The organism is Pseudonocardia sp. DSM 110487, from assembly GCF_019468565.1.
GTDB lineage: Bacteria > Actinomycetota > Actinomycetes > Mycobacteriales > Pseudonocardiaceae > Pseudonocardia.
Genome location: NZ_CP080521.1, coordinates 7,988,463 through 8,013,702, shown reverse-complemented (window position 1 = coordinate 8,013,702; position 25,240 = coordinate 7,988,463). Strand labels below are relative to the sequence as shown.

The window sequence follows — 25,240 nt, the reverse complement described above, 5'->3', positions numbered from 1 at the left end:
TGATGCATCTACATTTACTCGGCTTCGGATGACACGTCAACTTCCCTGGTAGGGTCCTGCTCATGGAGGAGGAGGTGCGCTGGCTCGACGAGCGGGAGGCACGCGTCTGGCGCGGGATCGTCGGTGTGCAGCAGCGGTTGAGTGCGGTGCTGGAGCGTGGCCTGATCCGGGAGTCGGGTCTGTCCGGGGCGGACTACGCCCTCCTGGTGCCGCTCTCCGAGGCGCAGGGCGGGGTGCTGCGGGCGCGTGACCTCGGTCGGACGATCGGCTGGGAGCGCAGCCGGATCTCCCACCAGGTCACCCGGATGGAGAAGCGCGGCCTGGTCGCCCGTGAGGAATGCAGCGAGGACGCGCGCGGTTCGATGGTCCGCCTCACCGACGCGGGCCGAGCCGCCATCGTCGCCGCCGCACCCGCCCACGTCGCTGCCGTGCGGCGCCACTTCTTCGACGCGCTCGCCGACGCCGAGATCGACGTCATCGGTCTCGCGCTCGAACGGGTGCTCGACCGTCTCCCCGACAACGACGGCTGACGCCGAAGATCGGCGCGATCACGCACTAGGTTGCCGCCATCCGGTGTGCCCGAGATCGCCGCAGGCACGGTGTGCAGCGGCTACACACATCAGAGGTGTGTTCACCCGGTAGGGTGAACGACGGCACTCACGTCGGCAGCGAACGGGTCGGGGACGGGTGAACAACGAACCCAGAACGATCTTCCTGGGTGAGCTCCACTCGGGCCACCGAGGCAAGCCGATCGTCATCGAGCGGGCGGGCGGGCACGGGCTCAGCGGCATCCTGAGCGAGGTGCACCACTACGGCACACCCGAAGGTGCCCGCACCCGCATCGTCGTGGTGTGGTGGCCCGACGTCGAGATCCCGCTCGACCTCGGCAGCGACGACCTGGCGATCGTGCATCTTCCTGATCCATCGCGGTAGCCCGCGGGACCGCTCACGTCAGTCGTCCGCTCCCACGATGCGCGCCAGCACCGACCGGAGCCGGTTCACATCGGGCGGCGTCTCGGAGAGCAGGACCGAGGCGCAGAGACCGTCCACGGCCGCGACGAGAGCGTCGATCGCCGTGGGATCGGTGGTGTGGAGGCGGCCGATGTCGGCGACCTGTCGCCGCCAGCCGTGTGCGAGTCCGCGGAGCGCGGGCCGGCGAGCGGCGAGGGTGGAGAGCTCGCGTTCGGCGAGTGCCCGGCGGCGTCCGGGGTCGGTTGCGGCTGCCGCGACGAGTCGGGCGAGTTCTCCGAGTTCGTCGCCGCCCCGGTCGAGGATCTCGCGCAGGGCGCGTTCGTAGTGCTCGCCGACGTCGGTGAGGGCCGCGATCAGCAGGTCGTCGAGGGTGGCGAAGTAGTACGTGGCGAGGCTGGTGGGTGCGCCGGCCTCCTTGGCGACGGTCCGGTGCGTGACTCCGGCCGCGCCGTCGCGTTCGACGATCCGCAGCGTCGCGCCGATGAGCTCGGCGCGGCGGCGGACGCCGCGGGCGCGCCGACCGTCGGAGAGGACTTCCGGATCCTCTCCGCGGTCGTCGAGCCTGCGCACTTCGGTCATCGACCGCCACCGTATCGCCGGGGTCAGGGTGCCGGGAGGTCGGCAGGGTCGGCTGCCTCGTCGTTGCCGCCGATGGTCGGGACCGCTCGGAGCATGACCGCGGAGAGCACGGCGAGGACCAGGATCGTCGCAGCCGTGACGAAGGCGGTGGCGTTCAGCCCGGTGGTCTGGGCCTGCCGGGCGGCGTCGAGGAGGCTGCCAGGCAGTTCGCCGGCGGAGACGGCGTCGGACAGGCTCTGCGTGTACGGAGCGGTCGCCGGGTGCGGCGCCGTGGTCGTCATCTCCGCGCGGTAGATCGCGTTGGCGAGGCTGCCGAGTACGGCCACGCCGATCGCGAGGCCGAGTTCCTGCACGGTCTCGGACAGCGCCGATGCCGAGCCCGCCTTGTTGGGGGGAGCGCTCCCGACCACGAGGTCGGTGCCGAGGGCGGCGATCGCGCCGAGGCCGAGGTAGCCAAGGCCGAAGCCGATGACGACGAGGGCAATGCTGCCTGGGCCGTCCACAGCCGCGAGCAGGGCGTAGCCGACCGCGGACAGGGCCAAGGTGCCCGCGACGATGCGACCGGGCCGGATCCGGCGCGCCAGCAGCGGCGCCCCGATCGCGGCGACGAACATCATCAGCGCCGGTGGGCCCATCCAGAGGCCTGCGTGCAGGGGGGAGAGCTGCTCGACCAGCTGCAGGTGCTGGGTGACGAGGAACATCGCGCCGCCCACCCCGACGAGCCCGACCAGCAGGATCGCGAGGGCGGCGCTGAAGGTGGGGGTGGCGAACAGGCGGAGGTCCAGCAGGGGGTCGGTGAGGTGGTTCTGCCGCCGGACGAACAGCACGGCGAACAGCACGCCCACGACGGCGGCGGTCAGGGTCGGGGCGTCGAGACCTTCGACGGCACCGTGCTTGATCGCGTAGATCACCGGCAGGATCGCGGAAAGCGACAGGACGACGCTGGCGAGGTCGAGACGACCGCTGTCGGGGTCGCGGTACTCGGGAAGCAGGAGTGGGGCCGCGACGACGACGATGAGCACGATCGGGATCGCGACGAGGAACGCCGATCCCCACCAGAAGCGCTCCAGGAGCGCTCCACCGACCAGCGGTCCGACGGCCATGCCGAGGGCGAACATGGTCGCCCAGACCCCGATCGCGAAGGCGCGCTGACGGGCGTCGGTGAACATGTTGCTGATCAGCGCCAGCGTCGAGGGCATCAAGGTCGCCCCCGCTACTCCGAGCGCGGCTCGGGCGGCGATGAGCATGGCCGCCGAGGTGGAGAACGCCGCCGCGATCGAGGCGACCCCGAACGCGGCGGCCCCGATCATCAGCAGCCTGCGTCGACCGATCCGATCGCCGAGCGTGCCCATCGTGATCAGCCAGCCCGCGATCATGAACCCGTACGCATCCATGATCCACAGTGCCTCGACGCTGCTGGGCCGCAGGTCGAGCGACAGTTCGGGGAGCGCGAGGTACATCACCGTCACGTCGAGACCGAGCAATGCCGTCGGCAGTGCCACTACCGAGAGGCCGACCCACTGTCTCGTGCCGGCGCGTTGACGGGTGGGAGTGGGCATCGACGGGCCTCCGTTCAAGGTAGTTGAACCATCGTACTAGTTGTACCATAGTTCAACTACTTTCCGGCGTGGTCCCGGATCTCGGTCGATCACCGCTCCCGCGAGCCCTGACGGCCGTCGACCGACACGGTGTCGGTCACGGTGTGAGCTGCACGGTTTCCTGTTCGTCGCTCGAACCGTCGGCGAGACCCGCGGTGAGCGTTGCCCCGCAGGCGAAGGCGATGGCCAGCGCGGCCACCGCCGTGAGGGCCGGCCGCCAACGGAACGACCGCATGGCCGGAGCGGCCGGAGCGGTCGGAGTGGCCGGTGTCCCGCCGGCGAGCCTTGCGCGGGTGGCCAGCCATGGCCGCATCTCGTCCTCGCCGAGGCCGCAGGCTCGGACGAATGCGACGAGGAGTTCCTCGCGGGGGAGCCGGTGCTTGCCGAGCATGGTGGCGGTGGTTGAGGCGGGCAGTGCGTCGCCTGCGGCGGCCGCCTGGCGTTCGAGTTGTCGGAAGCTGCGTCCGGACCAGGCCTTGAGCCGTCGTAGTTCGGCGACGAACGCGGCTTCGTCCGTGGCCGCTGCCGGCGACGGCGGTGTGCTGGCCGGTGGTGCGGTCGTCATGGTCGCTCCGGTGGTGAGGGCGCTGAGCTGGCCGTACGGCGTTCCGCACGAACCCGAACACGCGAACGTATTGATCGAGTTCGAGCATGCCGGTCAGCGTGTGACCCCTCGATGAACCGCAACTGGAGGTCACATGCGCCGGATCCGCATCGGTGTGCCGCTGGTGGTCGTGCTGGCGATGGCCGCGTGCTCCCCGGAGCCTTCGCGCGAACCCGTCGCCGAGTTCCTCTCCCAGACGTTGCCGGACGGCCCCGGCGGCACGGTCGTCGCCGGGCGCGGTGAACGGATCGTCCACTGCGAGGGCTTCGGCATGGCGGATCGCGAGGAGCGGATCGCGGCGACCTGCGACACCGCGTACGACGTCATGTCGATCAGCAAGCAGTTCACCGCGGCCGCGATCCTGAAGCTGGAGATGACGGGCGAGCTGCGGGTGACCGATCCGATCAGCACCCATCTCGGGCCGGTTCCCGGCGACAAGCGGGGGATCACCCTGCACCACCTGCTCACGCACACGGCGGGCCTCGTGGAAGCGCTCGGTGACGACTACGCGGTGCTGTCCCGCGACGCCATGCTGGCCGAGGCGCTGGCCTCGACGCCGCTGTCGGCTCCGGGGGCGGAGTTCCGCTACTCCAACGTCGGCTACAGCGTGCTCGCCGCAATCGTCGAGAAGGTCTCCGGGCTCGGCTACGAGCAGTTCATGGCGAGGTACCTGTTCGCCCCGGCAGGCATGACGAGCACCGGATACGTGCTGCCCCGATGGGAACGCGACCAGGTGGCCGTTGAGTACGACGCCGGCGGCGCGAGCCGCGGCCGGCCGGACGAGCGGCCGTGGGCAGCGGACGGCCCGTACTGGAACCTGCGCGGCAACGGCGGCCTCCTGTCCACCGCACGCGACATGTTCCGCTGGCACCGTGCTCTCACCGGCGACACCGTTCTCTCGGCGAGCGCGCGGGCGAAGCTCTTCGCCCCGAGCGTTCCCGTCCCTGACTCCGCCGAGTCGTACGCGTACGGCTGGGGCATCGTCGACGCGGAGGACGGGCGGATCGCATTTCACGACGGGGGCAACGACTGGGCGCTCGCGACCTACGCGCGATCCGTCGACGACTCCCCGGACGACGCCGTGATGACGTTCTGGGTCAGCAACCACGCCTACCGGGAACCAGGCTGGAACCTCGAGGACATGGCGACGGGACTGACGCTCGGCATCCTTGAGCGCGTCCGCTCGCAGCCCTCATGACGATCCGTCAGGACCCCGGCCGGCCCGTGCCCAGCGGGCCCGGCTCGCGTCATGGCAGCGTGTGGAACGCCCTGCCGTGGTAGACGGTGACCGGCCGGTCGTCGCCGAGCACGACGTGCTGCACGTGTCCGACGATGATCGTGTGGTCGCCTGCCCGATGCCGGTCCTCCACGGCGCAGTCGAGCGTCACGAGTGCGCCGGTGAGCGCGGGTTGGCCGTTCACGGTGCTCGTGAGGTCGAGGTCCGTGAACTTCGGCGCGCCCTTCGTCGCGAACCGGACGGCGTGCTCGACCTGCCCGGCGTGCAGGATGCTGATCGCGAAGCGGCGGCACCGGGCGAAGACCGGGTGGCAGGTGGCCGAGATCGCGAGGCACAGGAGCACGAGCGGCGGGTCGGCCGAGACCGAGCAGAACGAGCTGGCGGTGAAGCCGTGCGCCTCGCCCGCATCGTCGCGGGTGGTGGCGACGACCACCCCGGACGGGAAGCGTGCCATCGCGTCGCGGAACAGGGCCGGCTCGACGGCGAGGGACGTCATGCGAGACATGTGGGCAGCCGTCCCTCGTTGAACTCGACCATCTCCCCGAAGATCCCGATCACGTCGAGCGGCCGGGCCGGTGGTCCGCCCTCGATCTCGGCGTACGCCCGGTGGAGGTTGCCGACGATCCGCTCGGGGTCCAGCAGGTGCGAGAACCGCCCGTCGGCGTCGCGGGCGACCTCGAGCGGCGTCCGGCCCTTCCGCACTCCCGCGTCGGCGAGCCTCTGGATCCAGCGCAGGTACTCGATCGTCTCGTCGAGCACCTCGGGCCCAGCGACGGGACCGTGGCCGCACACGATCGTGCGCGGGCCGATCCTGCGCAGCCGCTCGACCGCGACGATGCTGCCGCTGATCGAGCCCATCAGCGTGAACGGCGTGCTGCCGGCGAGCGCGACGTCCCCGGCGAACAGGACCCGGTCGTCGGGGATCCACGCGACCACGTCGTTGGTGGTGTGCGCCGGGGCCACCCCGATCAGCTCGATCCGCCTGCCGCCGACGGTGAGGGCCAGCCGGTCGGTGAACGTGACGGTCGGCAGCGTCACCCGCACGTCGCCCCATTCGACGTCCGGCCACAGCCGGGTGAGGGCCAGCCCGGTCTCGCGCATCTCGGCGCGCGCCCCGTCGTGGGCGACGATCGTCGCCTCCGGCCCGTAGAGGTGGTTGCCGAAGATGTGGTCGCCGTGGTGGTGGGTGTTGACGACGATCCGGCGGGATGCGGGGCACAGCTCGTCGACCGTTGTGCGGAGCAGGGCCGCGCGGCGCTCCGTGGCCAGCGTGTCGATCACGACCGCCCCGTCGTCGCCCACCACGATCCCGGCGTTGCTCACGCACCACCCGCCGGGTTCCTGCAGGTAGGCGTGGACGCCGTCGGCGACCTCGACGGTCCGCTCGGTCGCCGCGGCCGTTGCCGTCAAGACGGCCCGCCCAGTACGGCGAGCTGCCCCGCGTAGGCGCTCGCGTGGGCCATGGTCGTCCGGCTGTTCGCACCCAGCGCGCCCCGCACGAACTCCCGGGCGTCGGCGAGCGTGCGGTCCGGGCCGAGGACCTTCGCGACCGCGTCCGGGTTGATGACGACCGTGTGCCGCGCGGTCGCCACGTCACCGTCCTCGCCCTTGCGCAGGTGCCACGACCCGCTGTGCCCGAGCAGCAGCTCCGGTGGGACGAGCTGCTTGTAGACGATCCGGTCGGACGGGAAGCACAGCCGGATCGACCGCGTGGTGTGCGTACCGCCGTCAGCCGTGGTCGTCTCCATCTCCATGTCCTGCACGCCCGGCTGCGGGTCCAGCAGGCGGACCCGCGCCACGTGGGGGAGGCGCTGCGGCCAGAGGTCGGACCGGTCGATGAACACGTAGGCGTCCTCCGCCGAACCGTCGAGCGGGATCTCGTCCTCGAAGGTCACGACGACGTCGGCGACGGGATGCCCGATCTCGGCGACCCTGCGGAGCGCGGCGAGCTCGCGGTTGCTGTTGCTGTCGACGATCGAGGTGAGCCGGTCCTCGTGCGCCGCGTCGACGGCGGTGAAGTCGTGCGTGAGCACGACCTCGGTGCCGCCGCCCGCCGGGTGGAAGGTCCACGAGCCGGACATGGACGCGATCGGCGCCTGCGTACGTTCCTGCTCGAACGTGACGTGCCGCCGGACGCCGTCGAGGGTGCGGCGCGAGACCCAGGTCTTGACCTCGTCCCCCGCGAGCGCCCAGAGCTGGAAGCGTTCCGTTCCCGGTGCGCGGTGCATGTGCTCGACGTGGACCGTCGGCCCGAAGATCGCCGGCCACCGGGTGACGTCGCCGATCAGGTCGAACAGCACATCGGGTGCCGCCGACACCGCGACGGAGTGCTCGGTGTGGATCACCATGGCGATCAGCCGTTCACCAGGTCGAGGATCTCGCGGGGCGTGCGCAGCTCGGCGATCCGCTCGTCCGGGATGGTCACCCCGAAGTCGCTCCTGATCCGTGCGGCCGTCTCCATCAGGGCGAGTGAGTCGTAGCCGAGCTCGTCGAAGTCGACGTCGCGGATGTCACCGTCGAGCGGGCCGTCGGACTCGCCCGCGCAGGCGACGAGGATCGTGCGGAGGTCGTCGATCGTCATGATCATGTCTGGGTTCCTTCCCTGGTTCGCCGGGTCAGGCGACGGACTCGGACACGACGACGGCGGAGTTGAACCCCCACCGGCCCCGTGCGAGGACGAGCGCGGTCGAGACCCGCGCCGTCAGCGGGCTGCCGGTGACGAGGTCGATCCCGTACTCGGCCGGGACGGCCGTGGTGCCCGCGGTGTGCGGGATGACGCCGTCGCGGATCGCCATGAGCGCGCTCACGACGTCGAGCGGCCCGCCACCGGAGTAGAGCCGGCCGGTCAGCGTCTTCGGCGCCGTCACCGGGACGTGGCCGGGCCCGAAGATCCCCCGGATCGCCTCCGCCTCTGCGGAGTCGAGCTCCGGAACGCCTGCCGCGTCGGCGAACACGACGTCGATCGCGTCCGGGGAGACCCCGGCGTCCTCGATGGCCAGCTCCGCGGCGCGCCGCAGGCCGGAGGGGCGTCCCGAGCCGGGCGGCGGGTCGAACGTGGACGCGTAGCCGGTGATCTCGCCGTACGCGTGGTTGCGGCCGCGCCGCTGCGCGCCCTGCGCGCTCTCCAGCACCAGGATCGCGCCGCCCTCGCCCGGCAGGTAACCGCACGCGCTCGCATCGAACGGGAGGTAGGCGCGCAGCGGGTCGGGGGCCCGGCTGACCCGTCCGCTCGAGAGCTGGGACACCCAGCCCCACGGGTCGAGCGCCGAGTCGACGCCGCCGGTGACGACGAGCGGTGTCCCGCGCCGGATCGTGCGCCGGGCGTGGCCGATCGCGTCGAGTCCGCCCGCCTGCTCGGCGACGAGCGCGCTGCTCGGCCCACGCATCTTGTGGCGGATCGAGATCTGGCCGGTGTTGACCGCGTAGAACCAGGCGAACGACTCGTAGACGCTGACCTGCTCGGGCCCCTGCGACCAGAGTTTGTGGAACTCGCGGTGGGTGAACTCGAAGCCGCCGCAGGCGTTGGACGTGACGATGCCCATGTCGTAGTCGACCAGCCCACCCGGCTCGAGCTTCGCGTCCGAGATGGCCCAGTCGGCGGCCACCAGCCCGTACCGCGTGGACACGTCGGTCTGGGGCAGCAGCCGGCTGGGCAGCAGCTCCTCGGCGTCGAAGCCGGTGATCTGACCCGCCAGCCGGGCCGGGTAGCGGGAGGAGTCGAACCGCGTGATCGTGCCGATGCCGCTGGTTCCCTCGAGGGTCGCCTGCCAGTAGGGCTCGAGCCCGAGGCCGTTCGGCGCGATGACGCCGATCCCGGTGACGATGACGCGGTCCCTCATCGGTGGGCCCCCTTCACGCGGCCCGAGTCCATCCGACGCAGCACCATGGCGCTCTGGAAGCCCCCGAAGCCGCTGCCCACGCTCAGCACCGTGTCGACCTGCCGTTCCCGCGCGGTGCGGGGCACGTAGTCGAGGTCGCACTCGGGGTCGGGGGTGTGCAGGTTGGCCGTCGGCGGAACGACGCAGTGCTCGATCGCGAGCGCCGACGCCGCGATTTCGATCGATCCGATGGCACCGAGCGAGTGCCCGACCATCGACTTGATCGAGCTGACGGGCGTGCGGTATGCGTGGTCGCCGAGGCTGCGCTTGAAGGCGGCGGTCTCGTGCCGGTCGTTCTGCTTGGTGCCCGAGCCGTGCGCGTTGACGTAGTCGACCGCGGTCGGATCGAGCCGCGACTCATCCAGCGCCACCCGGATCGCCTCGGCCATCTCGCGGCCGTCCGGCTTGAGGCCGGTCATGTGGTAGGCGTTGCAGCGCGTGGCGTAGCCGGTGATCTCGGCGTAGACGTGCGCGCCGCGGGCGAGGGCGTGGTCGAGGTCCTCCAGCACGAACATCGCGGCGCCCTCGGCGAGGACGAACCCGTTGCGCGAGCCGTCGAACGGCCGGGAGGCGTGTTCGGGATCGTCGTTGCGCGGTGTGGTTGCCTTGATCGCGTCGAAGCAGGCGACCACGATCGGCGTGATCGGGGTGTCCGACGCGCCGGCCAGCACGACGTCGGCGCTGCCCTCCTGGATCAGCTGCCGAGCGTGGCCCACCGAGTCGAGCCCTGACGTGCACCCGTTGGACACCATGGCCACCGGGCCCTCTGCGCCGACCGTCCACGCGACCTCGGCCGGCATCACGCTCGGCACCAGGTAGTCGAACATGTGCGGCGACAGCCACGCGTCGTCCACCAGCCAGTGCCGGCCGCTGTCGGACAGCACGAGGTACTCCCGCTCCAGGCTCGTCGCGGCGGCCACCGCGCTGCCGAGGCTGACGCCGACCCGGTGCGGGTCGAGCGCTCCGACGTCGATCCCGCTGTCCTCGACGGCCTCCCTGGCGCACACCACGGCGAACTGGGACGCCCGGTCCATCCGGCGCACGTCCCGCGCGGACAGGCCCTCGAACTCGGGGTTGAAATCGGCCTCGCCTGCGACCTGGGAACGGTACGGGGACGGGTCGAAGAACGAGATCCGGCGAGTGGCCGTGCGGCCTGCCGACAGCAGGTCCCAGAACTCCTTCACGCCGTTTCCGCCCGGCGTGCGGACTCCCATACCAGTGATGACAACGCGGCGATTCATCGTCGAACACCGGTCCGCTGTGCGGAGAGAGACATTTCGGGCACCTTTCCTCTCGGGTCGCGAGGACGTGTTCCATCGTGGCGACGGAATCTCGGCGTGCGGTAGAAGAGCGGTCGCATTCCGGTAGCGGATCGGCGCATCACCGGCCTTCTAGTGAAGTTCGAGACGCTTCCCCCAGGCTTTCGGTGCGAATGCCGGCCCGCTGCGGAGGTGCGTTGTGACATTCGGTGTGCCCCTCGGTACGGCCGACGACGAGACACTGCGCGCGCACCTGGAGATCGCCGAGGCGCCCTCGCTGCTGATGACCGTCGCGCACCTGACCGCGGACCCGTCGATCCTCGGCCGCGTCGAGCGGCGGAACGGTTGGCTGTTCCAACCGCAGGGTGGCCTGTCCGGGCAGCAGCAGGCGATGGTGCGCGCGGCGGCGTTCGACGCGTTGCGGCGCTACCGGGATGCCGGCTGCCCGCCGGTCCCTCCGCCGGACGCTGACCTGTTGCGGACGATCTCCGCGTGGGCCCTGGATGCCGACACGGCCGATCTCGTCCCCTTGCTCGCCGAGGAGATCGTCACCGCGGGCACCGATGCCAAGGCCCCGCGCTGGACGCTCGACGAGGTCGCGCCCGGCGTCGAGTTCGACGTCGCGATCATCGGCGCGGGGATGAGCGGGCTGCTGGCCGCGCACCGCCTCACGCAGGCAGGCGTGCGCTGCACCGTCTACGAGCGGAACACCGACGTCGGCGGCACCTGGCTGGAGAACCGGTACCCGGGGTGCCGCGTGGACGTCGCCAGCCACCTCTACAGCTACTCGTTCGCGCCGAGGCACGACTGGCCGGACCACTTCTGCACCCGCGACGTCCTGCACGAGTACTTCCGCGACGTCACCGAGCGGTTCGGCCTCCAGGACCGCATCGAGTTCGGCACCGAGGTCGTCGCCGCGCACTGGGACGACGCCGCGTCGCGGTGGCGGCTGCACCTGCGCACCGCGCGGGGTGAGTCGTGGGTCGAGGCGAACGCCGTGATCAGCGCGGTCGGGCAGCTCAACCGGCCGAACCTGCCCGACATCACGGGGCGCGAGAGCTTCGCGGGCCCCGCGTTCCACTCCGCGGAGTGGGACGGCTCCGTCGACCTCACCGGCAGGCGCGTCGCCGTCGTCGGCACGGGATCCAGCGCGTACCAGCTCGTCCCCGAGGTCGCGAAGGTCGCCGCGGAGCTCTCCGTCTTCCAGCGCAACGCCCCGTGGCTCCGGCCGACCCCGCACTACCACGACCCCGTACCACCGGGCGTGCGCTGGCTCTACGACAACGTGCCGTACTACTCGCCGTGGCACCGGTTCTGGCTGTGCGCCCCGGGGCTGCTGGAGCGCGGCGGCGTGCTGGAGGGGTGGATCGTCGACCGCGGCTACCCGCCCACGGAGCGCGCGATCTCCGCGGCGAACGACCGGCTGCGCGCCGCGCTGACGGAGTGGATGTCCGCGCAGGTCGCCGACGCACCCGAGCTGCTCGAGAAGGTCATCCCGGCGTACCCGGTGGGGGCCAAGCGCGTGATGCGCGACAACGGGGTGTGGCTGCGCACCCTCCAGCGGCCGCACGTCCACCTGGTCTGCGACCCGATCGACCGCATCACGCCTGACGGCCTGGTGACCGCCGACGGGCGCCGGCACGACGTCGACGCGATCGTCTACGCCACCGGCTTCCAGGCGTCGAAGTTCCTCACCCCGATGGCGGTGGCCGGCCGCCGCGGCGTCGACCTGCACGCGATGTGGGCCGGGGACGCGCGAGCTTATCTGGGAATCACCGTCCCGGGCTTCCCCAACCTCTTCTGCCTGTACGGCCCGAACACGAACCTCTCCGGACAGGGCGGAAGCATCTTCTACTTCTCCGAATGCGCGATGACGTACGTGCTCGACGCGATCCGGCAGGTGCTGGAACGCGGGAAGAACGCGCTCGACGTCCGCGCGGACGTGCACGACGACTACAACGAATGGGTCGACCAGGGCAACGCGGAACGAGCCTGGGGCTTCTCGTCGGTGTCGAGCTGGTTCATCAACGAGAAGGGCCGCACCGCGCAGAACTGGCCGTTCTCCGCGCTCGAGTACTGGCGGCGCACCCATGCCCTCGATCCGGCCGAGTACGAGTTCCTCTGACGGCGGGATGGATCATGACAGTACCCAGTGACGTACAGGCACTCTGGGCCGACGACTTCGCCGGCGGCTTCCCGACGTCCGGTCCGGACTCCCGGTGGACCTACATCGGGTTCGGGCCGCACGTGGCCGACGACGGGATCGTGCACACCTCGCCCCGCGGACTCGAGGTCGTTTCGGGCGGGGTGAACCCCGCGACCGGCGAGCCCGCATTCGTCCGGACCCTCGCGCCGGAGGGCGTGAACCCGCACGGCCTGCCGGGGCTGCTCGACCACCTCAAGTGGTTCGCGTTCGCCGACCACGAGGCCGCCACCGGCCTCCCCGGCTTCGACGCCGTGCCCGGCCAGGTCCTGTCCGGCTCGGCCTGGCTGTCCGGCCGCACGTACGGGACGCACGGCCACCCGTTCGGCGACGCCGTCGCGGACCCCGACGCCGACCTGCGGCTCGCGACGGTGACCTTCAACGCCGTCGACCCCGAGACGTCGACCATCTTCAACCTGTTCCTGACCAACACGCGGATCTACGCGTTCTACGAGCGGCTTCCCAACCAGCGGGCCGAGCTCGGCGCCTACGCCGCGTTCTCCTACGCGGTCCCGGTCGCCGAACGCTCCCCGGACGACCGGCACCACCTGGAGATCGCCTACGACCGGTCGGCCGGGCTCGTGCGGTGGCTGGTCGACGGCCGCGAGGTCTTCCGGGTCACCGACATCGGCGTGCCGCTCGACTCGCGCCGGCACCTCCTGCTCGACCACGGCGGGCCGCCGCGGCGCACCGAGCCGCGCCAGCTGCGCTTCGGGATCGGCATGTTGACGCTGCTGGACGCGCGGCTGGACGGCCTGCCCGCCCTGGTGCGGCTGGTGCGCTCGGACGGGTTCTACGTCGACCCGGTGGCCGGTGGTGAGGAGCCGCCGTCGTTCCTCGACGAGGAGAGCCGCGAGACGAGCAGGCTGTTCGGGCAGGGCGCCGCGCTCAGCGTGTCGCGGTTCGCGGTGTCGAGCACCCCCGCCGAGGAGGGCACGTGAGGGAGCTGATCGGCGTGTGGCGGCTGCGCGCGTACACCGAGCGGGACGAGGACGGGGTGACCAGGCCGGGACCGCTCGGTGAGCGGCCCGACGGCCTGCTCATCTACGAGCCGACCGGGTTCATGTCGGTCAGCATGATGGCAGGCGGGGCGGAGGCCACGCCGGAGTCCTTCATGGGGTACGCCGGTCGCTGGCAGCTGCGCGGCACCGGCCGCGTCGTCCACCTCGTCGCCGTGAGCGCCCATCCGCAGATGGTGGGCACCGCGCAGGAGCGGGAGTTCCACATCGACGGCGACGCCCTCACGCTCACCGGCGCCGCCGTGATCAGTACGAAGCCGCTCGTCCGCGCGTTGCGATGGGAGCGTGTGTGATGCCGTACGCGTTCGATCCCGAGCTCGCGCCGCTCGTGCCGAGGCTGGCCCGGATCGACTACACCGACGTCGAGACCGCCCGGAAGACGCTGCGCGAGATCACCGCGGCCACGCCCGCCTACTGGCCCCGCGAGCCGGTCTGGGTCGAGCACCGCACAGTGCCAGGCGAGCATGCCGTGCCGGTCCGGGTCTACCGGCCTGACCGGGCGGTACCGCCCGCGCCGGTGGTGCTCTACCTGCACGGCGGCGGGTTCGTCCTCGGCGACCTGGCCATGGTCGACTCCGCGGCGGCCCGGGTGGCCGACCAGGCAGGCGTCGTCGTGGTGTCCGTGGACTACCGCCTCGCCCCCGAGCACCCGTTCCCGGCAGGCCTCGACGACTGCTACGCCGCGCTCGAGTGGACCGTCGCCCGTGCCGGCGACCTCGCGGTCGACCCGGACCGGGTGGGCGTCGCGGGCGAGAGCGCGGGCGGCGGGCTGGCCGCGGCCGTCGCGTTGCTGGCCCGCGACCGCGGCGGCCCGCGGCTGCGCCACCTGTGCCTGCTCAGCCCGGAGCTGGACGACCGGCTCGACACCCCGTCGGCGCGCGCGTTCGTCGACACCCCGAAGTGGGACCGGGACAACGCGGCGGCGAGCTGGCGCCACTACCTGAACGGTGGCGACGCTTCGGAGCTCGCCGCGCCCGCCCGGGCCGTCGACCTCGCGGGCCTGCCGCCCGCGTTCATCGGCGTCAGCGAGTTCGACCCGCTGCGGGACGAGGACATCACGTTCGCGCACCGCCTCATCCAGGCCGGGGTGCGCACCGAGCTGCGCTACTACCCGGGCACCTTCCACGCCTCGTACACCGCCCCGGTGGCGGTGTCCCGGCGGATGCTCGCCGACCAGGTCGACGCGATCCGGTCGGCGCTTCACGGCTGACAGCTGAAACGAGAGGGGACGGCAGAGATGACGACAAGCACCGAGCCCGGCTACCGGATCGTGTGGGACGACTTCAAGGACGGCTTCGCCGTCGGCGCGGCGGGGGACCCCGCGGCCCGGTGGTTCCACTACGGCTTCGGGCCCCACCTGGGCGACGACGGTGTCGTCGAGACGTCCGCTGCCGGGCTGCGGGTGCGCTCCAGCGGGACGAACCCGAGCACCGGTGAGCCTGCGTTCGTGCGGACGCTCGCGCAGGAAGGGGCAAACGGCAGCGGCCTGCCGGGCACGCTCGACCACGTCAAGTGGCTCGCGTTCACCAACCGCACGGCGTCGACCGGCTTCCACGGCTTCGACGCCGAGCCGGGCGCCGTCCTGAGCTTCGAGACCTGGATGTCGGGCCGCACGTTCGGCACCGCGGGCCATCCGTTCGGCGAGCACGTGACCGACCCGGACGACGACATGCGCCTCGCCTCGGTCGGCATGCCGCTGCTGGACGAGGAGACCTCCCTGATCGTCGACTTCTTCCTGTCGAACGAGCAGGTCTACGTGGTCTACGAGCGGCTGCCGTTCTCCCGCCAGCAGATGGGGAACTACGCCGCGTTCGTCTACCAGATCCCCGTCGCGCGGCGGACAGCCGACCAGGAGCACCACTTCCGGATCTCCTACGACCGGTCGGCAGGGCTCGTGCGGTGGTTCCTCGACGACGCGGAGGTCTACCAGGTGGACCGGCTCGGTCACCGCCTCCACTCGCGGCGCTACCTGATGGTCGATCACGGCGGCGACGAGGTCGGCATCGAGCCGCGGCAGCTCAACGCCGGGATGGGCATGTTCGCCTCGCTCGACTACGCCGCACCCGGCCGCACGGCGCTGGTGCGCGTCTCCGACATCGAGGGCTACTACTACTCGACCGAGATCGGCCCGCCCGCGCCGCAGCCGTTCCTCGACGACGAGAGCCTCGAGCCGAATCGGCTCTTCGGTCAGGGTGCGCAGATCGCCGTGCGCCGATACGTCGTCTCCAGCAGCCCCGCCTGACGAAAAGGGAGCCTCCCGCAATGGCGCGGGAGGCTCCCTTTCGCGTTCAGGCGCGGGTGAACTCGACGTCCAACTCGAGCGACACCTTTTCGCCGACGACCACGCCACCGCCGTCCATCGGCAGCTCGGTGACGATCCCGAAGTCCTTTCGGCTGATCTCGCCGCGCGCGCTGAAACCGATGCGGTCGTTGCCGAAGGGGTCCCGCGTGCTGCCGTTGTACTCGAACCGCAGCTCGACGGCCCGGGTGATGCCGCGGATCGTGAGCTCGCCCGCCAGCACGTACCGGTCGCCGTCGGTGCGGATCTCCGTGGAGCGGAACGTGTACTCGGGGTGCGTGACGACGTCCAGGTACTCCGCGGACTTCACCGCGTTGTCCCGCGCCTCGTTGCCGCTCTCGAACGACGCGGCGTCGATGGTAACCGTGACCGTCGACCGCAGCGGGTCGTCGGCGACCTGTGCGGTGCCGGAGTACGCGCGGAACCGGCCGCGGATCCGGCTCACCATCATGTGCCGGACTGTGAATCCGAGCTCGGAGTGGTTCGGGTCGAGGTTCCACGTGCCCGCGACCAGGCCCGGAAGAATGGTCGATGTCGTCATGCTCCACCTTTGGTAGTAGCAGTGATTTCGGATCCGGAGTATCGACGACAACGAGCAGTCGGGTCAACGGGCGTTCTATCGTCCGCCTACCGGTCTTCGATCGCGCGGGATCACAGTTGCACCACCAGTCCGCGGTGAGCAGGAAGGGCCCAGAATGTCCGCCAAACCATTGCCAAGCGTGGCCACGGCAGATCTCGCGGCCATCGCCGCCCGGTGCGCGGCGGCGGCCGACGAGCGCCGCCGGCTCGATCCCGACGTCGCGGCGGCGGTCGTCGACGCCGGGTTCGCCCGGCACTTCGTGCCCATCAGCGCCGGCGGGCACGCCGGCACGTTCGCCGACCTCGCCGCTGCGGTCGTCACCGTCGGCGAGGCGTGCGCCGCGACCGCGTGGTGCGCATCGCTCACCGCGAGCATGTCCCGGATGGCGGCGGCGTTCCTGCCCGTCGAGGGGCAGCGGGAGATCTGGTCCGCAGGCCCCGACGCGGTCGTCGTCGGCTCGGTCACCCCGCTCGGGCGGGCCGAGGAGGTGGACGGCGGCTGGATCGTCGCCGGCAGCTGGCCCTACATCAGCTTCGTCGAGTTCTCGGACTGGGCGCTGGTGTGCGCGATCGTGGGCAGCGGCTCCGACCAGGTGGCCAAGCTGTTCGCGGTGCCGCGCAGCGCCTATCGCGTCGAGGAGACCTGGTTCAACGTCGGCATGCAGGCCACGGGCAGCAACACGCTCGTCGTCGATGACGCGTTCGTGGCCCGCCCGCTCGCGTTCGACCGCGCGGACCTGTTCGCGGGCAAGACCGTGGAGTCCCCGGACACCGACGCCCCCTGCTACTCGGCGCCGCTGCAAGCCGTCAACGGGCTGTCCTTCGTGCTTCCCGCGCTGGGCGCGGCCCGCGGGGCGCTCGGCTCGTTCTCCGGCTACATCGCCAACAAGATCCGTACGGCGCCTTCCCTGCCCGGCGTGCCCGGTGTGCAGGGCAACAGGGCGACCTACGAGATGGCGTTCGCCCGGTCGGCGGGCGAGATCGACGCCGCGCAGCTGCTGCTGGAGCGGGCCGTCGGCATCGCCGACCAGGGCGCAGCCACCACGCCTGCCGAGACCGCGCAGAACCTGCGCGACTGCTCGCTGGCCGTGGACATGCTGGTCACCGCGGTCGACCGCATCTTCCGCACCGCGGGGACGACCGGTCAGTCGACGAAGGGCTCGCTGCAGCGGTTCTGGCGCGACGTCAACTCGATCTCCACGCACATGGCCATCCAGTTCGAGCCGGCCGCGCGGCTCTACGCCACGGAAACGCTCAAGGTCTGACTCCGACAGCAGAGGAACACCATGGACTCGCCCGACTGGGTGTTGTGCACCGGCTGCCAGCGGCCCGTCTACGGCAAGCGGTTCACCCGCAGCCTGCGCGTGTGCCCCGAATGCGGCCGGCACGCGCCGCTCACCGCGGAGGAACGGCTCGCCCTGCTCGCCGACGCGGGCTCGGTCGAGCCACTGCGCTTCTCCGTGACCAGCACCGACCCGCTCGGCTTCGTCGACACCGTCCCGTACCGGGACCGGCTGGCGACGGCGCAGGCGCGGACCGGGATGCGCGAGGCCGTGCTGTGCGCCCGCGCCACGATCGAGGGCTGCCGGGTGGTGGCGGCGGTGATGGACTTCCGCTTCCTCGGCGGCAGCCTCGGCAGCGCGGTGGGGGAGCTGATCACCCTGGCCGCCGAGATCGCGCTCGAGGAACGGACGCCGCTGCTGATCGTCACCGCGTCGGGCGGCGCGCGCATGCAGGAGGGCGCGCTGTCGCTGATGCAGATGGCCAAGACCAGCGGCGCCCTCGGGGAGCTCGACAGGGCGGGCATCCTGACGATCTCGCTCGTCACCGACCCGACGTTCGGCGGCGTGGCCGCGTCGTTCGCGACCCTCGCCGACGTGGTCATGGCCGAGCCGGGCGCCCGGCTCGGGTTCGCCGGGCGGCGCGTGATCGAGCAGACCATCCGCCAGTCCCTGCCCGACGAGTTCCAGACGGCCGAGTTCCTGCTGGCCCGCGGGTTCGTCGACATGGTGGTGCCGCGCTCGCGGCAGCGTCAGGAGCTCGGCAGGCTGCTGCGCGTCGCCGCGACGCCGTCGGCTCCCGAGCCGGTGCCTGCTCACGGTGTGGTGACCGAACCCGATCTGCTCCCCGAGCCGGACGCGTGGGAGCACGTGACGCAGGCCCGCAGCCTCGACCGGCTCAAGTGCGTCGACTACCTGCGGCTCGCGTTCACCGACTTCGTCGAGCTGCACGGTGACCGCGTCTCGGGGGACTGCCCCGCGACGGTCGGCGGGCCCGCGTGGCTCGGGACGCAGCCGGTGATGGTGATCGGGCAGCAGAAGGGGCACGACCCAGCCGAGCTGATGCGGCACAACTTCGGCATGCCCGTGCCCGCCGGCTACCGGAAGGCCGCGCGGCTGATGCGGCTGGCCGAGAAGCTCCGGCTGCCGGTCGTCACGCTCGTCGACACGCCCGGCGCCTACCCCGGCGCCGACGCCGAGGAGAACGGCCAGGCCGTCGCCATCGCGGAGAACCTGCGGCTGATGATGTCGCTGACCGTCCCGGTGGTCAGCGCCGTCATCGGCGAGGGCGGCAGCGGCGGGGCGCTCGGCATCGCCGTCGCCAACCGCGTGCTGATGTTCGACCACAGCGTGTACTCGGTGATCGGTCCAGAGGGGTGCGCGGCCATCGTCTGGAAGGACGCCGCCCAGGCCCCGCGGGCCGCCGCCGCGCTCTGCCTGACCGCGCGGGACCTGCTCCGGCACGGCGTGGTCGACGGCGTGCTGCCGGAGCCGCCCGGCGGGACGGGCCGTGCGCCGGTCGTCGCGGCGACCACGCTCCGGGAGGCCGTCCGTGCGGGGCTGGCCGAGCTCGGCACGCTCTCGGGCCCTGAGCTGCGCGCGCACCGGCACGCCCGGTTCCGGCGCTTCGGTGCGCCTGCTGCGCTCGGCGCCGAGCTGACCGCGGCGTAGGCGGGCCGCGACGTGTTCGACAAGATCCTGATCGCGAACCGGGGCGAGATCGCCCTGCGCGTCGCCCGCACGTGCCGGGAGCTGGGGATCCCCACGGTGGCGATCTGCTCCACACCGGACCGGGGATCCGCCGTCACCCGGTTCGCCGACGAGACCGTGCTGATCGGCCCCGGCGCGGCGGGGCAGAGCTACCTGAACGCGGCGGCCGTGCTGCAGGCGGCTGAGCAGACCGGGGCGGACGCGATCCACCCCGGCTACGGCTTCCTGTCGGAGTCCCCGGATTTCGCCGACGCTTGTGCGTCCCTCGGGATCACGCTCATCGGTCCGCCCGCGGACGTCATGGCGGCGCTGGGCGACAAGTCGTCCGCCCGCGCGATCATGGCGAAGGCCGGGTTGCCACTGTTGCCGGGAAGCGTGGACCCGCTCGACGTCGACGAGGCCCGCGAGCTCGCCGCCGAGATCGGCTTCCCCGTCATCATCAAGGCGGTGGCGGGTGGCGGCGGCCGGGGCATGTCGGTCGTCCGGGACCCGGACGCGTTCGCCGACGAGTTCCAGCGCACCCAGGCGAACGCGCAGATGCTCTTCGCCGACGGCCGGGTCTACGTCGAGAAGTACCTCGAGCACGCGCGGCACGTCGAGGTGCAGGTGCTCGCCGACACCCAGGGGAAGGCGATCCACCTCGGGGCGCGGGACTGCACGGTGCAGCGGCGGCACCAGAAGCTGATCGAGGAGACCCCTGCGCCCGCGCTGCCCGCCGGGCTCGCCGAGCGCATCGGGGCCTCCGCGGTCGACGGGGCGGTCGTCGCGGGCTACGTCGGCGCCGGGACGTGGGAGTTCCTCCTCGCCCCCGACGGCAGCTACTACTTCATGGAGGTCAACTGCCGCATCCAGGTCGAGCACCCCGTGACCGAGATGGTCACCGGGGTCGACCTGGTGCGGGAGCAGATCGCGATCGCGGCGCGCCACCCGCTCGCGCTGGACCCGGCCGAGGTGGTCCCGCGGGGCGTGGCCATAGAGTGCCGGGTCAACGCCGAGGATCCGACAGCCCAGTTCGCGCCTGCACCCGGCCGGCTCGACCGGTTCGAACCGCCCGGCGGGCCGTTCGTTCGCGTCGACACGCACGCCTGTCCCGGCTACGTCGTGCCGCCCCACTACGACTCGATGATCGCGAAGCTCGTCGTGTGGGCGCCGGACCGGGACGGGGCGATCGCGCGGATGCAGCGCGCGCTCGGCGAGTTCGTGATCGAGGGCGACCGCATCCGCACGACGATCGACTTCCTGCAGACGGTGCTGTCCGACGAGCGCTTCGCGGCGGCGGCGCACTCGACGAGACTGGTGGACGAGCTGCTCGGGCCGTAGCCCTACCGGACGGTGCACAGCAACCGTCCACCGTGCACACGGCAGGACGTGTGCACGGTGGACGGGAGGTGTGCACCGCCGGTTAGTCGTGCTCCACGTGGCGGGACCTGTTCCGTAGTTCGCCCTCTTCGCGCACCAGCACGTCGTGCACGACGCAGTTGCGCACCAGCTCCGGCCCGGAGCCGGGACGGGTGGTCAGGACCAGCGCGTAGCAGGTGGACCGGATCGTGCCGTCCGCGTCGGGGTCGATGTCGACCATCGTGAACACGTGGCGACGCTGCTGCGGGTCCTCGTCGAACCGCTTGTGCACCTCGTGGAGGTCGCGGAGGATGCCGGCCCGCGTACGCGCAGGCTCCCGGCCGGGGGTGTGGCCGAACTCGGCGTCCTCGGTGAACGTGTCCGCGTAGCCCTCGAGCTTGCGCGCGTCGAGGAGCTGCATCTGGCGGGCGTAGAAGTGCTGGACCTCCGCGTAGAGATCCGCGTGGGCATAAGCGCTGCTCGTCACTGGGGCTACCTCCGCGATGTCGACGACCTGCCGTACGGACCCACGCTGACGTGGCCGGCTCGCAGCGCCCTAGTAGGCCGATCATCGGCACAAGGACGCTTCGAGCGCGTTTCTAGGCCGCTCGACCAGCCTGGTTCTCGTCGCTGAGATGGACGGCCGGAGGGGAACGAGCATGGAGTCGCGTGACAGGGTTGCGGTGGTCACCGGGGCCACGAGCGGGATCGGTCTGGAGATCGCGAGGTCACTCGCCGGCACCGGGAACCGGGTCTACCTGTGCTCCCGCCGGGCGGACGCCGTCGAGACCACCGTCAAGGACCTGCAGAACGACGGCTTCGAGGCCGACGGGCAGGCGTGCGACGTGACATCTCCCGAGCAGGTCCGGCAGTTCGTGGGCGTGGCCGTCGAGCGGTACGGCCCGATCGACATCCTCGTGAACAACGCGGGCCGCCCTGGCGGCGGGGCCACGGCCCAGATCGCCGACGAGCTCTGGTTCGACGTGATCAACGTGAACCTCAACAGCGTCTTCCTCGTCACGAAGGCCGTGCTCAACGAGGGCGGCATGCTCGAGAAGAGCAGCGGCCGCGTGATCAACATCGCCTCGACCGGCGGCAAGCAGGGCGTCGTGCACGCCGCGCCCTACTCGGCCTCGAAGCACGGGGTCGTCGGGTTCACCAAAGCGCTCGGCCTCGAGCTGGCCAGGACCGGCATCACCGTCAACGCGGTCTGTCCCGGCTTCGTCGAGACGCCGATGGCCGAGCGGGTGCGGGAGCACTACGCCGGCATCTGGGGCGTCGACACGCAGGAGGCGTTCGCCAGGATCAGCGCGCGCGCCCCGATCGGCCGCTACGTCGAGCCGGCCGAGGTCGCGGCGATGGTCCAGTACCTCGTCGGCGACGGCGCCGCCGCGGTGACCGCGCAGGCGCTCAACGTCTGCGGCGGGCTCGGCAACTACTGATCGCGGACGGGAACCAGGGGAATCATGAGTCAGGACGCAGGCACTCCCGAGTCCGAAGTGCGCGCGGTCCTCGAGCTCGTCCGGGGCAACGCGGTGCAGCTCCTGGCGGCGCTCCGGCACCCGCCCAGCGCGCTGCGCATCCACGCGGGCGGGGTCGTCGTGGAGGCCGAGTGGCCGGTGAACGGCACGGCGACCGGGGTCGTCGACGGCGACGCTCACGGCGCGATCGCGGCCGGCGACGACGCACGGGCCGGGGAGACGGTCACCGAGCGGCTCACCGTGCGCGCCCCGGCCGTTGGCGTCTTCTACCGCTCACCGGAACCGGGCGCGAAGCCGTTCGTCGACGTCGGGGACAGCGTGCGCGTGGGCCAGCAGGTCGCCATCGTCGAGATCATGAAGCTCATGGTCCCGGTGCACGCCGAGGCCGGCGGGACGATCGTCGAGGTCCTGAAGGAGGACGGCGAGCACGTCGAGTACGACGAGGCGTTGTTCGCCCTCGAACCCGAAGAGTGAACGCGTGTCGACTTCAGTGCCGGGTGGCGAGGCGGCGCAGCCATTCGCGCAGGAGCGCCGCTTCCGTCGGGGTGAGGTGGCCGGGCTGATCGGCGAGGCGGCTGTCCAGGCTCATCGCGCGCGCCGCGAGGGTGTCGGACTCGGCGGTGTGGTCGTCGGCGGCGGGGTCGACGAGGATCGCGGCGAGGATGGCGTCGCGGACACCGGGCGACAGATCGTCACTGGCCGGGTCGCCGTCCGACGCGATGAGCCGGAGCGTCACGCCGATGGCCGCCGACTGGATCATCTGTGCGGCCACGTCGGGAGGGGTCCGAAGGGCACCGAGCGCCGCGAGCTTCCGCATCACGGCGAGCAGACCCTCGTAGGCCTCCTTCGCGGCGGCGGAACGCTGCCCGGAGTGCACCGTGCCGTACATGAGCTGGTAGAGGCCGGGGTGGTCCACTCCGAAGGCGACGTGAGCGTCCCAACCGGCACGCAGGTCGTCGAGGGGGTTGCCCGTTGCGGCGTGCGCGATCTCCTTCTGGGCGAGGTAGCGCTCGAACCCGAAGCTCGCGAGTGCTTCGAGCAGGCCGCGCTTGTCGCCGAACAGGCGGTAGAGGGCCGGCTGTTGCACGCCGGCGCGCGCGCTGACGGCGCGGGTGGAGACCGCTTCGGTGCCGCCGTCGGTGAGCAGATCGAGCGCGGCCCGCAGGATCCGCATCCTGGTGCCGTGCGGCCGGTCCGCTGTCATGGATCGATGCTAGCCCCCCGGAGCCGGGGATTGACAAGCCGCGAGTAGCGTCGATACCGTTTTGTCCAGTTCAGTGATACTCACACTGGATGTTCGGGCTCGACGGCGAGCGCTGATCGCAAGGAACCATCGATTCGGAGCGACCGGAAGGACATCATGGGAAAGCTGCGCTATCTCGCCGAGCAGGTGCCCGTCGCCAACGACATCAGCCTGCTCGTCCTGCGGGCGATCGTCGGGATAATCTTCGTGGTGCACGGTGCGGGTGACATTTTCGAGGCAGGCGTGTCCAGCAATGTCGAGAACTACCGCGAGGCGGGCATCCCGCTTCCGGCCCTCAGCGCGCCGTTCGCCGCCTACGTGCAGTTCCTCGGCGGGCTTGCGCTGATCGCGGGTCTGGTCAGCCGGCTCGTCAGCCTCGGCATGGTCGTGGTGATGGCGGGTGCGCTGGTCTTCGTGCACGCGGGGGAGCAGATCCCGATCGGGCAGGACGGCAGCGGCTCGGGGTTCGCGCTCATCATGGGGGCGGCGTCGCTCGCCATCGTGCTCGCGGGCCCTGGCCGCTTCAGCCTCGACTACCTGATCGCCACCCGGGCGGCGGGCGCGCCTGTCGCCACCTCCGCGGTCAGCCAGGGCGCCTGAGCTGTCGGCCGCGATGAGAGGGCTCGTGGCCCTGCTCCTCGCCGGAACGATCGCGATCGCGGGGTGCTCCGGTCCGCCGGAGAGCATCGGTGGCGGCGCCACCGCGGCAGGGCCGAGCGTCGCCGCCACCGTCGAGCGGTCCGCCGAGCTCACGCCAGGCGCGCTGGTCGGCAGGTTGCGGGCAGGCGGACTCGCGATCGTCGTCCGGCACGGGCGCACCGACAGCGCTCAGGACGCCGACCCGATCGACATCGCCGACTGCTCCACGCAGCGGAACCTCTCGGCCGAGGGGCGGGCCGAGGCGGAGGCGATGGGCGCGGCGATCCGCGAGCTGGGCATCCCGATCGGCGACGTGCTGAGCAGCGTCTACTGCCGGGCGATGGACACCGGGCGGCTCGCCTTCGGGCGGGTGGAAGCGGCCGACGCGATCGACGGTCGCGCGGTCTGGCCGCCCGACGCCGGCAAGCGCGCACTGGCGGGCGAGCGGCTGCGCGGCCTGATCCACGAGCGGCTGCCCGCTGCGCCCGACCGGAACACCGTCATGATCGTGCACCAGCTCTTCGCGGACGCCCTCGACGGCACGGTGCTGGGCGAGGGCGAGGCTGTCGTCTACGAGCTCGTCGGCGGCCGGATCGTGAACCTGGGCACCGTCGCGCCGGAAGAGTGGGCCGGTCTGGCATGAGGGCGCTGCTCGCCGCCGTCCTCGTCGCGCTGGCGGGCTGCGCGGGCGGGGCGGCGCCTGCGCCCGCCGCCGACGCCGTGCACCCGGCCGTGCAGGACGCTCTGCCCAGCGTCGTTTCGGTGCAGGTCGGGGAAGGGCGGCACAGCGGCACCGGCTTCCGGGTCGGCATCGACGGCATCGTCGTGACCTCGGCCCAGGCCGTCTCAGAGGCAGGCGACGGCGCCGAGATCTCTGTCGTGCTCGTCGACGGCACGCGCCGCGCCGCCACTGTGCTCGGCCGCTCCACCGAGGTGGACATCGCCGCGATCCGGCTCGACGGCCCGCAGATCCCGGCGATGCACTCCCGGTCCGGGTTCGCGCAGGCTCGCCCGGGTGACCGCGTGCTGGCCGTGCGCGCCCCACCGCACGATGCCGCCCCGGCGACGCTTCTCGCCAAGGACCGGCGCGCGGCGCTTGCCGGCGGTACGGAGCAGTCCGTGATCGCGCTCGACTCCGACCTGGGACCGGGCGCGTCGGGCGCACCCGTCGTCAACGCGGAGGGCGACGTCCTCGGTGTGGTCACCTCGGCGGCTGCGCCCGGCGCCGGCCGGCCGGGCGATCGGGCGTTCGCGATACCCGTCGACGTCGCACGGCAGGCCGTCTTCGCGATCGTCGGCAGGGCTTGAGAAACCTAGCTGAA

28 protein-coding genes are annotated in these 25,240 nt (G+C 71.6%); 16 read left to right on the top strand and 12 right to left on the bottom strand.

Translation table 11 applies throughout. From position 1 onward, the window contains the following. Positions 1 to 62: 62 nt before the first annotated feature. Both K1T35_RS37510 and K1T35_RS37505 read left to right on the top strand, forming a co-directional pair. Positions 63 to 530: a MarR family winged helix-turn-helix transcriptional regulator gene (locus tag K1T35_RS37510; protein WP_220256454.1), complete on the top strand. Its 468-nt coding sequence runs from the start codon at positions 63 to 65 to the stop codon at positions 528 to 530. Positions 531 to 687: 157 nt separating this feature from the next. Beyond that, positions 688 to 933, top strand: coding sequence for a hypothetical protein (locus tag K1T35_RS37505; protein ID WP_220256453.1), 246 nt, complete (start codon positions 688 to 690; stop codon positions 931 to 933). Between the two features lie 18 nt (positions 934 to 951). Here the strand turns inward: K1T35_RS37505 and K1T35_RS37500 are convergent, their stop codons facing one another. The 3 genes from K1T35_RS37500 to K1T35_RS37490 form a co-directional block, all read right to left on the bottom strand. Beyond that, the gene (locus K1T35_RS37500) at positions 952 to 1,551 is read right to left on the bottom strand and encodes a TetR/AcrR family transcriptional regulator (RefSeq protein ID WP_220256452.1); all 600 of its coding nucleotides are present in this window, start codon (positions 1,549 to 1,551) and stop codon (positions 952 to 954) included. Between the two features lie 23 nt (positions 1,552 to 1,574). Continuing rightward, a complete protein-coding gene (locus tag K1T35_RS37495) occupies positions 1,575 to 3,110 on the bottom strand; it encodes an MFS transporter (protein WP_220256451.1) in 1,536 nt (511 codons plus the stop codon). 136 nt (positions 3,111 to 3,246) lie between these two features. Further along, entirely contained in the window at positions 3,247 to 3,714 is a 468-nt protein-coding gene (locus tag K1T35_RS37490) for a hypothetical protein (RefSeq protein ID WP_220256450.1), read from the bottom strand. 133 nt (positions 3,715 to 3,847) lie between these two features. Between K1T35_RS37490 and K1T35_RS37485 the strand changes: the two genes are divergently transcribed. Next, on the top strand, positions 3,848 to 4,951 hold the full coding sequence (locus tag K1T35_RS37485) for a serine hydrolase (protein ID WP_220256449.1): 1,104 nt from the start codon (positions 3,848 to 3,850) through the stop codon (positions 4,949 to 4,951). Between the two features lie 49 nt (positions 4,952 to 5,000). Here K1T35_RS37485 and K1T35_RS37480 read toward each other — a convergent pair whose 3' ends face one another. From K1T35_RS37480 to K1T35_RS37455, 6 genes are read right to left on the bottom strand one after another with little or no spacing between them, the layout of a single operon-like run. Beyond that, a complete protein-coding gene (locus K1T35_RS37480) occupies positions 5,001 to 5,495 on the bottom strand; it encodes a flavin reductase family protein (protein WP_220256448.1) in 495 nt (164 codons plus the stop codon). Further along, entirely contained in the window at positions 5,483 to 6,400 is a 918-nt protein-coding gene (locus tag K1T35_RS37475; protein WP_220256447.1) for an MBL fold metallo-hydrolase, read from the bottom strand. Before K1T35_RS37475 ends, K1T35_RS37480 begins: the two co-directional genes overlap by 13 nt. Then, positions 6,397 to 7,338 (bottom strand): aromatase/cyclase, encoded by a 942-nt coding sequence (locus K1T35_RS37470; protein ID WP_255621155.1) that lies wholly within the window; start codon positions 7,336 to 7,338, stop codon positions 6,397 to 6,399. Before K1T35_RS37470 ends, K1T35_RS37475 begins: the two co-directional genes overlap by 4 nt. A 5-nt stretch (positions 7,339 to 7,343) precedes the next feature. Beyond that, complete coding sequence (locus K1T35_RS37465; protein ID WP_220256446.1) at positions 7,344 to 7,577, bottom strand: acyl carrier protein; 234 nt, start codon at positions 7,575 to 7,577, stop codon at positions 7,344 to 7,346. A 28-nt stretch (positions 7,578 to 7,605) separates the two neighbouring features. Then, the gene (locus K1T35_RS37460) at positions 7,606 to 8,829 is read right to left on the bottom strand and encodes a ketosynthase chain-length factor (RefSeq protein ID WP_220256445.1); all 1,224 of its coding nucleotides are present in this window, start codon (positions 8,827 to 8,829) and stop codon (positions 7,606 to 7,608) included. Then, positions 8,826 to 10,109 (bottom strand): beta-ketoacyl synthase, encoded by a 1,284-nt coding sequence (locus tag K1T35_RS37455; RefSeq protein ID WP_220256444.1) that lies wholly within the window; start codon positions 10,107 to 10,109, stop codon positions 8,826 to 8,828. Before K1T35_RS37455 ends, K1T35_RS37460 begins: the two co-directional genes overlap by 4 nt. A gap of 217 nt (positions 10,110 to 10,326) precedes the next feature. Between K1T35_RS37455 and K1T35_RS37450 the strand changes: the two genes are divergently transcribed. The 5 genes from K1T35_RS37450 to K1T35_RS37430 are packed head-to-tail and all read left to right on the top strand — an operon-like array spanning position 10,327 to position 15,591. Then, positions 10,327 to 12,252, top strand: a complete 1,926-nt coding sequence (locus K1T35_RS37450; RefSeq protein ID WP_220256443.1) for an NAD(P)/FAD-dependent oxidoreductase — start codon at positions 10,327 to 10,329, stop codon at positions 12,250 to 12,252. Between the two features lie 14 nt (positions 12,253 to 12,266). Next, positions 12,267 to 13,271, top strand: a complete 1,005-nt coding sequence (locus tag K1T35_RS37445) for a DUF6081 family protein (protein WP_220256442.1) — start codon at positions 12,267 to 12,269, stop codon at positions 13,269 to 13,271. Next, complete coding sequence (locus K1T35_RS37440) at positions 13,268 to 13,642, top strand: lipocalin-like domain-containing protein (RefSeq protein WP_220256441.1); 375 nt, start codon at positions 13,268 to 13,270, stop codon at positions 13,640 to 13,642. The genes K1T35_RS37445 and K1T35_RS37440 overlap by 4 nt, the downstream gene beginning before the upstream one ends. Beyond that, positions 13,642 to 14,559: an alpha/beta hydrolase gene (locus tag K1T35_RS37435; RefSeq protein ID WP_220256440.1), complete on the top strand. Its 918-nt coding sequence runs from the start codon at positions 13,642 to 13,644 to the stop codon at positions 14,557 to 14,559. Before K1T35_RS37440 ends, K1T35_RS37435 begins: the two co-directional genes overlap by 1 nt. A 27-nt stretch (positions 14,560 to 14,586) precedes the next feature. Further along, entirely contained in the window at positions 14,587 to 15,591 is a 1,005-nt protein-coding gene (locus tag K1T35_RS37430) for a DUF6081 family protein (RefSeq protein ID WP_220256439.1), read from the top strand. A gap of 46 nt (positions 15,592 to 15,637) precedes the next feature. Here the strand turns inward: K1T35_RS37430 and K1T35_RS37425 are convergent, their stop codons facing one another. Continuing rightward, positions 15,638 to 16,189, bottom strand: coding sequence for a YceI family protein (locus K1T35_RS37425; RefSeq protein ID WP_220256438.1), 552 nt, complete (start codon positions 16,187 to 16,189; stop codon positions 15,638 to 15,640). Between the two features lie 178 nt (positions 16,190 to 16,367). On the opposite strand from K1T35_RS37425, the gene K1T35_RS37420 reads away from it, so the two are divergent. Genes K1T35_RS37420 through K1T35_RS37410 form a run of 3 tightly spaced genes read left to right on the top strand, consistent with a single transcriptional unit; the run spans position 16,368 to position 20,537 of the window. Beyond that, entirely contained in the window at positions 16,368 to 17,492 is a 1,125-nt protein-coding gene (locus K1T35_RS37420) for a hydrolase (protein ID WP_255621154.1), read from the top strand. 21 nt (positions 17,493 to 17,513) lie between these two features. Next, positions 17,514 to 19,178, top strand: a complete 1,665-nt coding sequence (gene accD, locus K1T35_RS37415; protein WP_220256436.1) for an acetyl-CoA carboxylase, carboxyltransferase subunit beta — start codon at positions 17,514 to 17,516, stop codon at positions 19,176 to 19,178. Between the two features lie 12 nt (positions 19,179 to 19,190). Next, a complete protein-coding gene (locus tag K1T35_RS37410; protein ID WP_220256435.1) occupies positions 19,191 to 20,537 on the top strand; it encodes an acetyl/propionyl/methylcrotonyl-CoA carboxylase subunit alpha in 1,347 nt (448 codons plus the stop codon). An 82-nt stretch (positions 20,538 to 20,619) separates the two neighbouring features. On the opposite strand, the gene K1T35_RS37405 is transcribed toward K1T35_RS37410, so the two are convergent. Beyond that, positions 20,620 to 21,042 (bottom strand): nuclear transport factor 2 family protein, encoded by a 423-nt coding sequence (locus K1T35_RS37405; protein WP_255621153.1) that lies wholly within the window; start codon positions 21,040 to 21,042, stop codon positions 20,620 to 20,622. Positions 21,043 to 21,214: 172 nt separating this feature from the next. Here K1T35_RS37405 and K1T35_RS37400 point away from each other — a divergent pair, with 172 nt between their 5' ends. Both K1T35_RS37400 and K1T35_RS37395 read left to right on the top strand, forming a co-directional pair. Next, entirely contained in the window at positions 21,215 to 21,997 is a 783-nt protein-coding gene (locus tag K1T35_RS37400; protein WP_220256434.1) for an SDR family NAD(P)-dependent oxidoreductase, read from the top strand. 24 nt (positions 21,998 to 22,021) lie between these two features. After that, positions 22,022 to 22,510 carry a biotin/lipoyl-containing protein gene (locus K1T35_RS37395; protein WP_220256433.1) on the top strand — a complete coding sequence of 163 codons (489 nt, stop codon included), beginning with the start codon at positions 22,022 to 22,024 and terminating at the stop codon, positions 22,508 to 22,510. 13 nt (positions 22,511 to 22,523) lie between these two features. Here K1T35_RS37395 and K1T35_RS37390 read toward each other — a convergent pair whose 3' ends face one another. After that, positions 22,524 to 23,240, bottom strand: coding sequence for a TetR/AcrR family transcriptional regulator (locus K1T35_RS37390; protein WP_220256432.1), 717 nt, complete (start codon positions 23,238 to 23,240; stop codon positions 22,524 to 22,526). Positions 23,241 to 23,396: 156 nt separating this feature from the next. Here K1T35_RS37390 and K1T35_RS37385 point away from each other — a divergent pair, with 156 nt between their 5' ends. From K1T35_RS37385 to K1T35_RS37375, 3 genes are read left to right on the top strand one after another with little or no spacing between them, the layout of a single operon-like run. Continuing rightward, positions 23,397 to 23,879: a DoxX family protein gene (locus K1T35_RS37385; RefSeq protein WP_220256431.1), complete on the top strand. Its 483-nt coding sequence runs from the start codon at positions 23,397 to 23,399 to the stop codon at positions 23,877 to 23,879. A 13-nt stretch (positions 23,880 to 23,892) separates the two neighbouring features. Beyond that, entirely contained in the window at positions 23,893 to 24,561 is a 669-nt protein-coding gene (locus K1T35_RS37380) for a histidine phosphatase family protein (RefSeq protein WP_220256430.1), read from the top strand. Further along, positions 24,558 to 25,226, top strand: coding sequence for a S1C family serine protease (locus K1T35_RS37375; protein WP_220256429.1), 669 nt, complete (start codon positions 24,558 to 24,560; stop codon positions 25,224 to 25,226). Before K1T35_RS37380 ends, K1T35_RS37375 begins: the two co-directional genes overlap by 4 nt. Positions 25,227 to 25,240 lie beyond the last annotated feature (14 nt).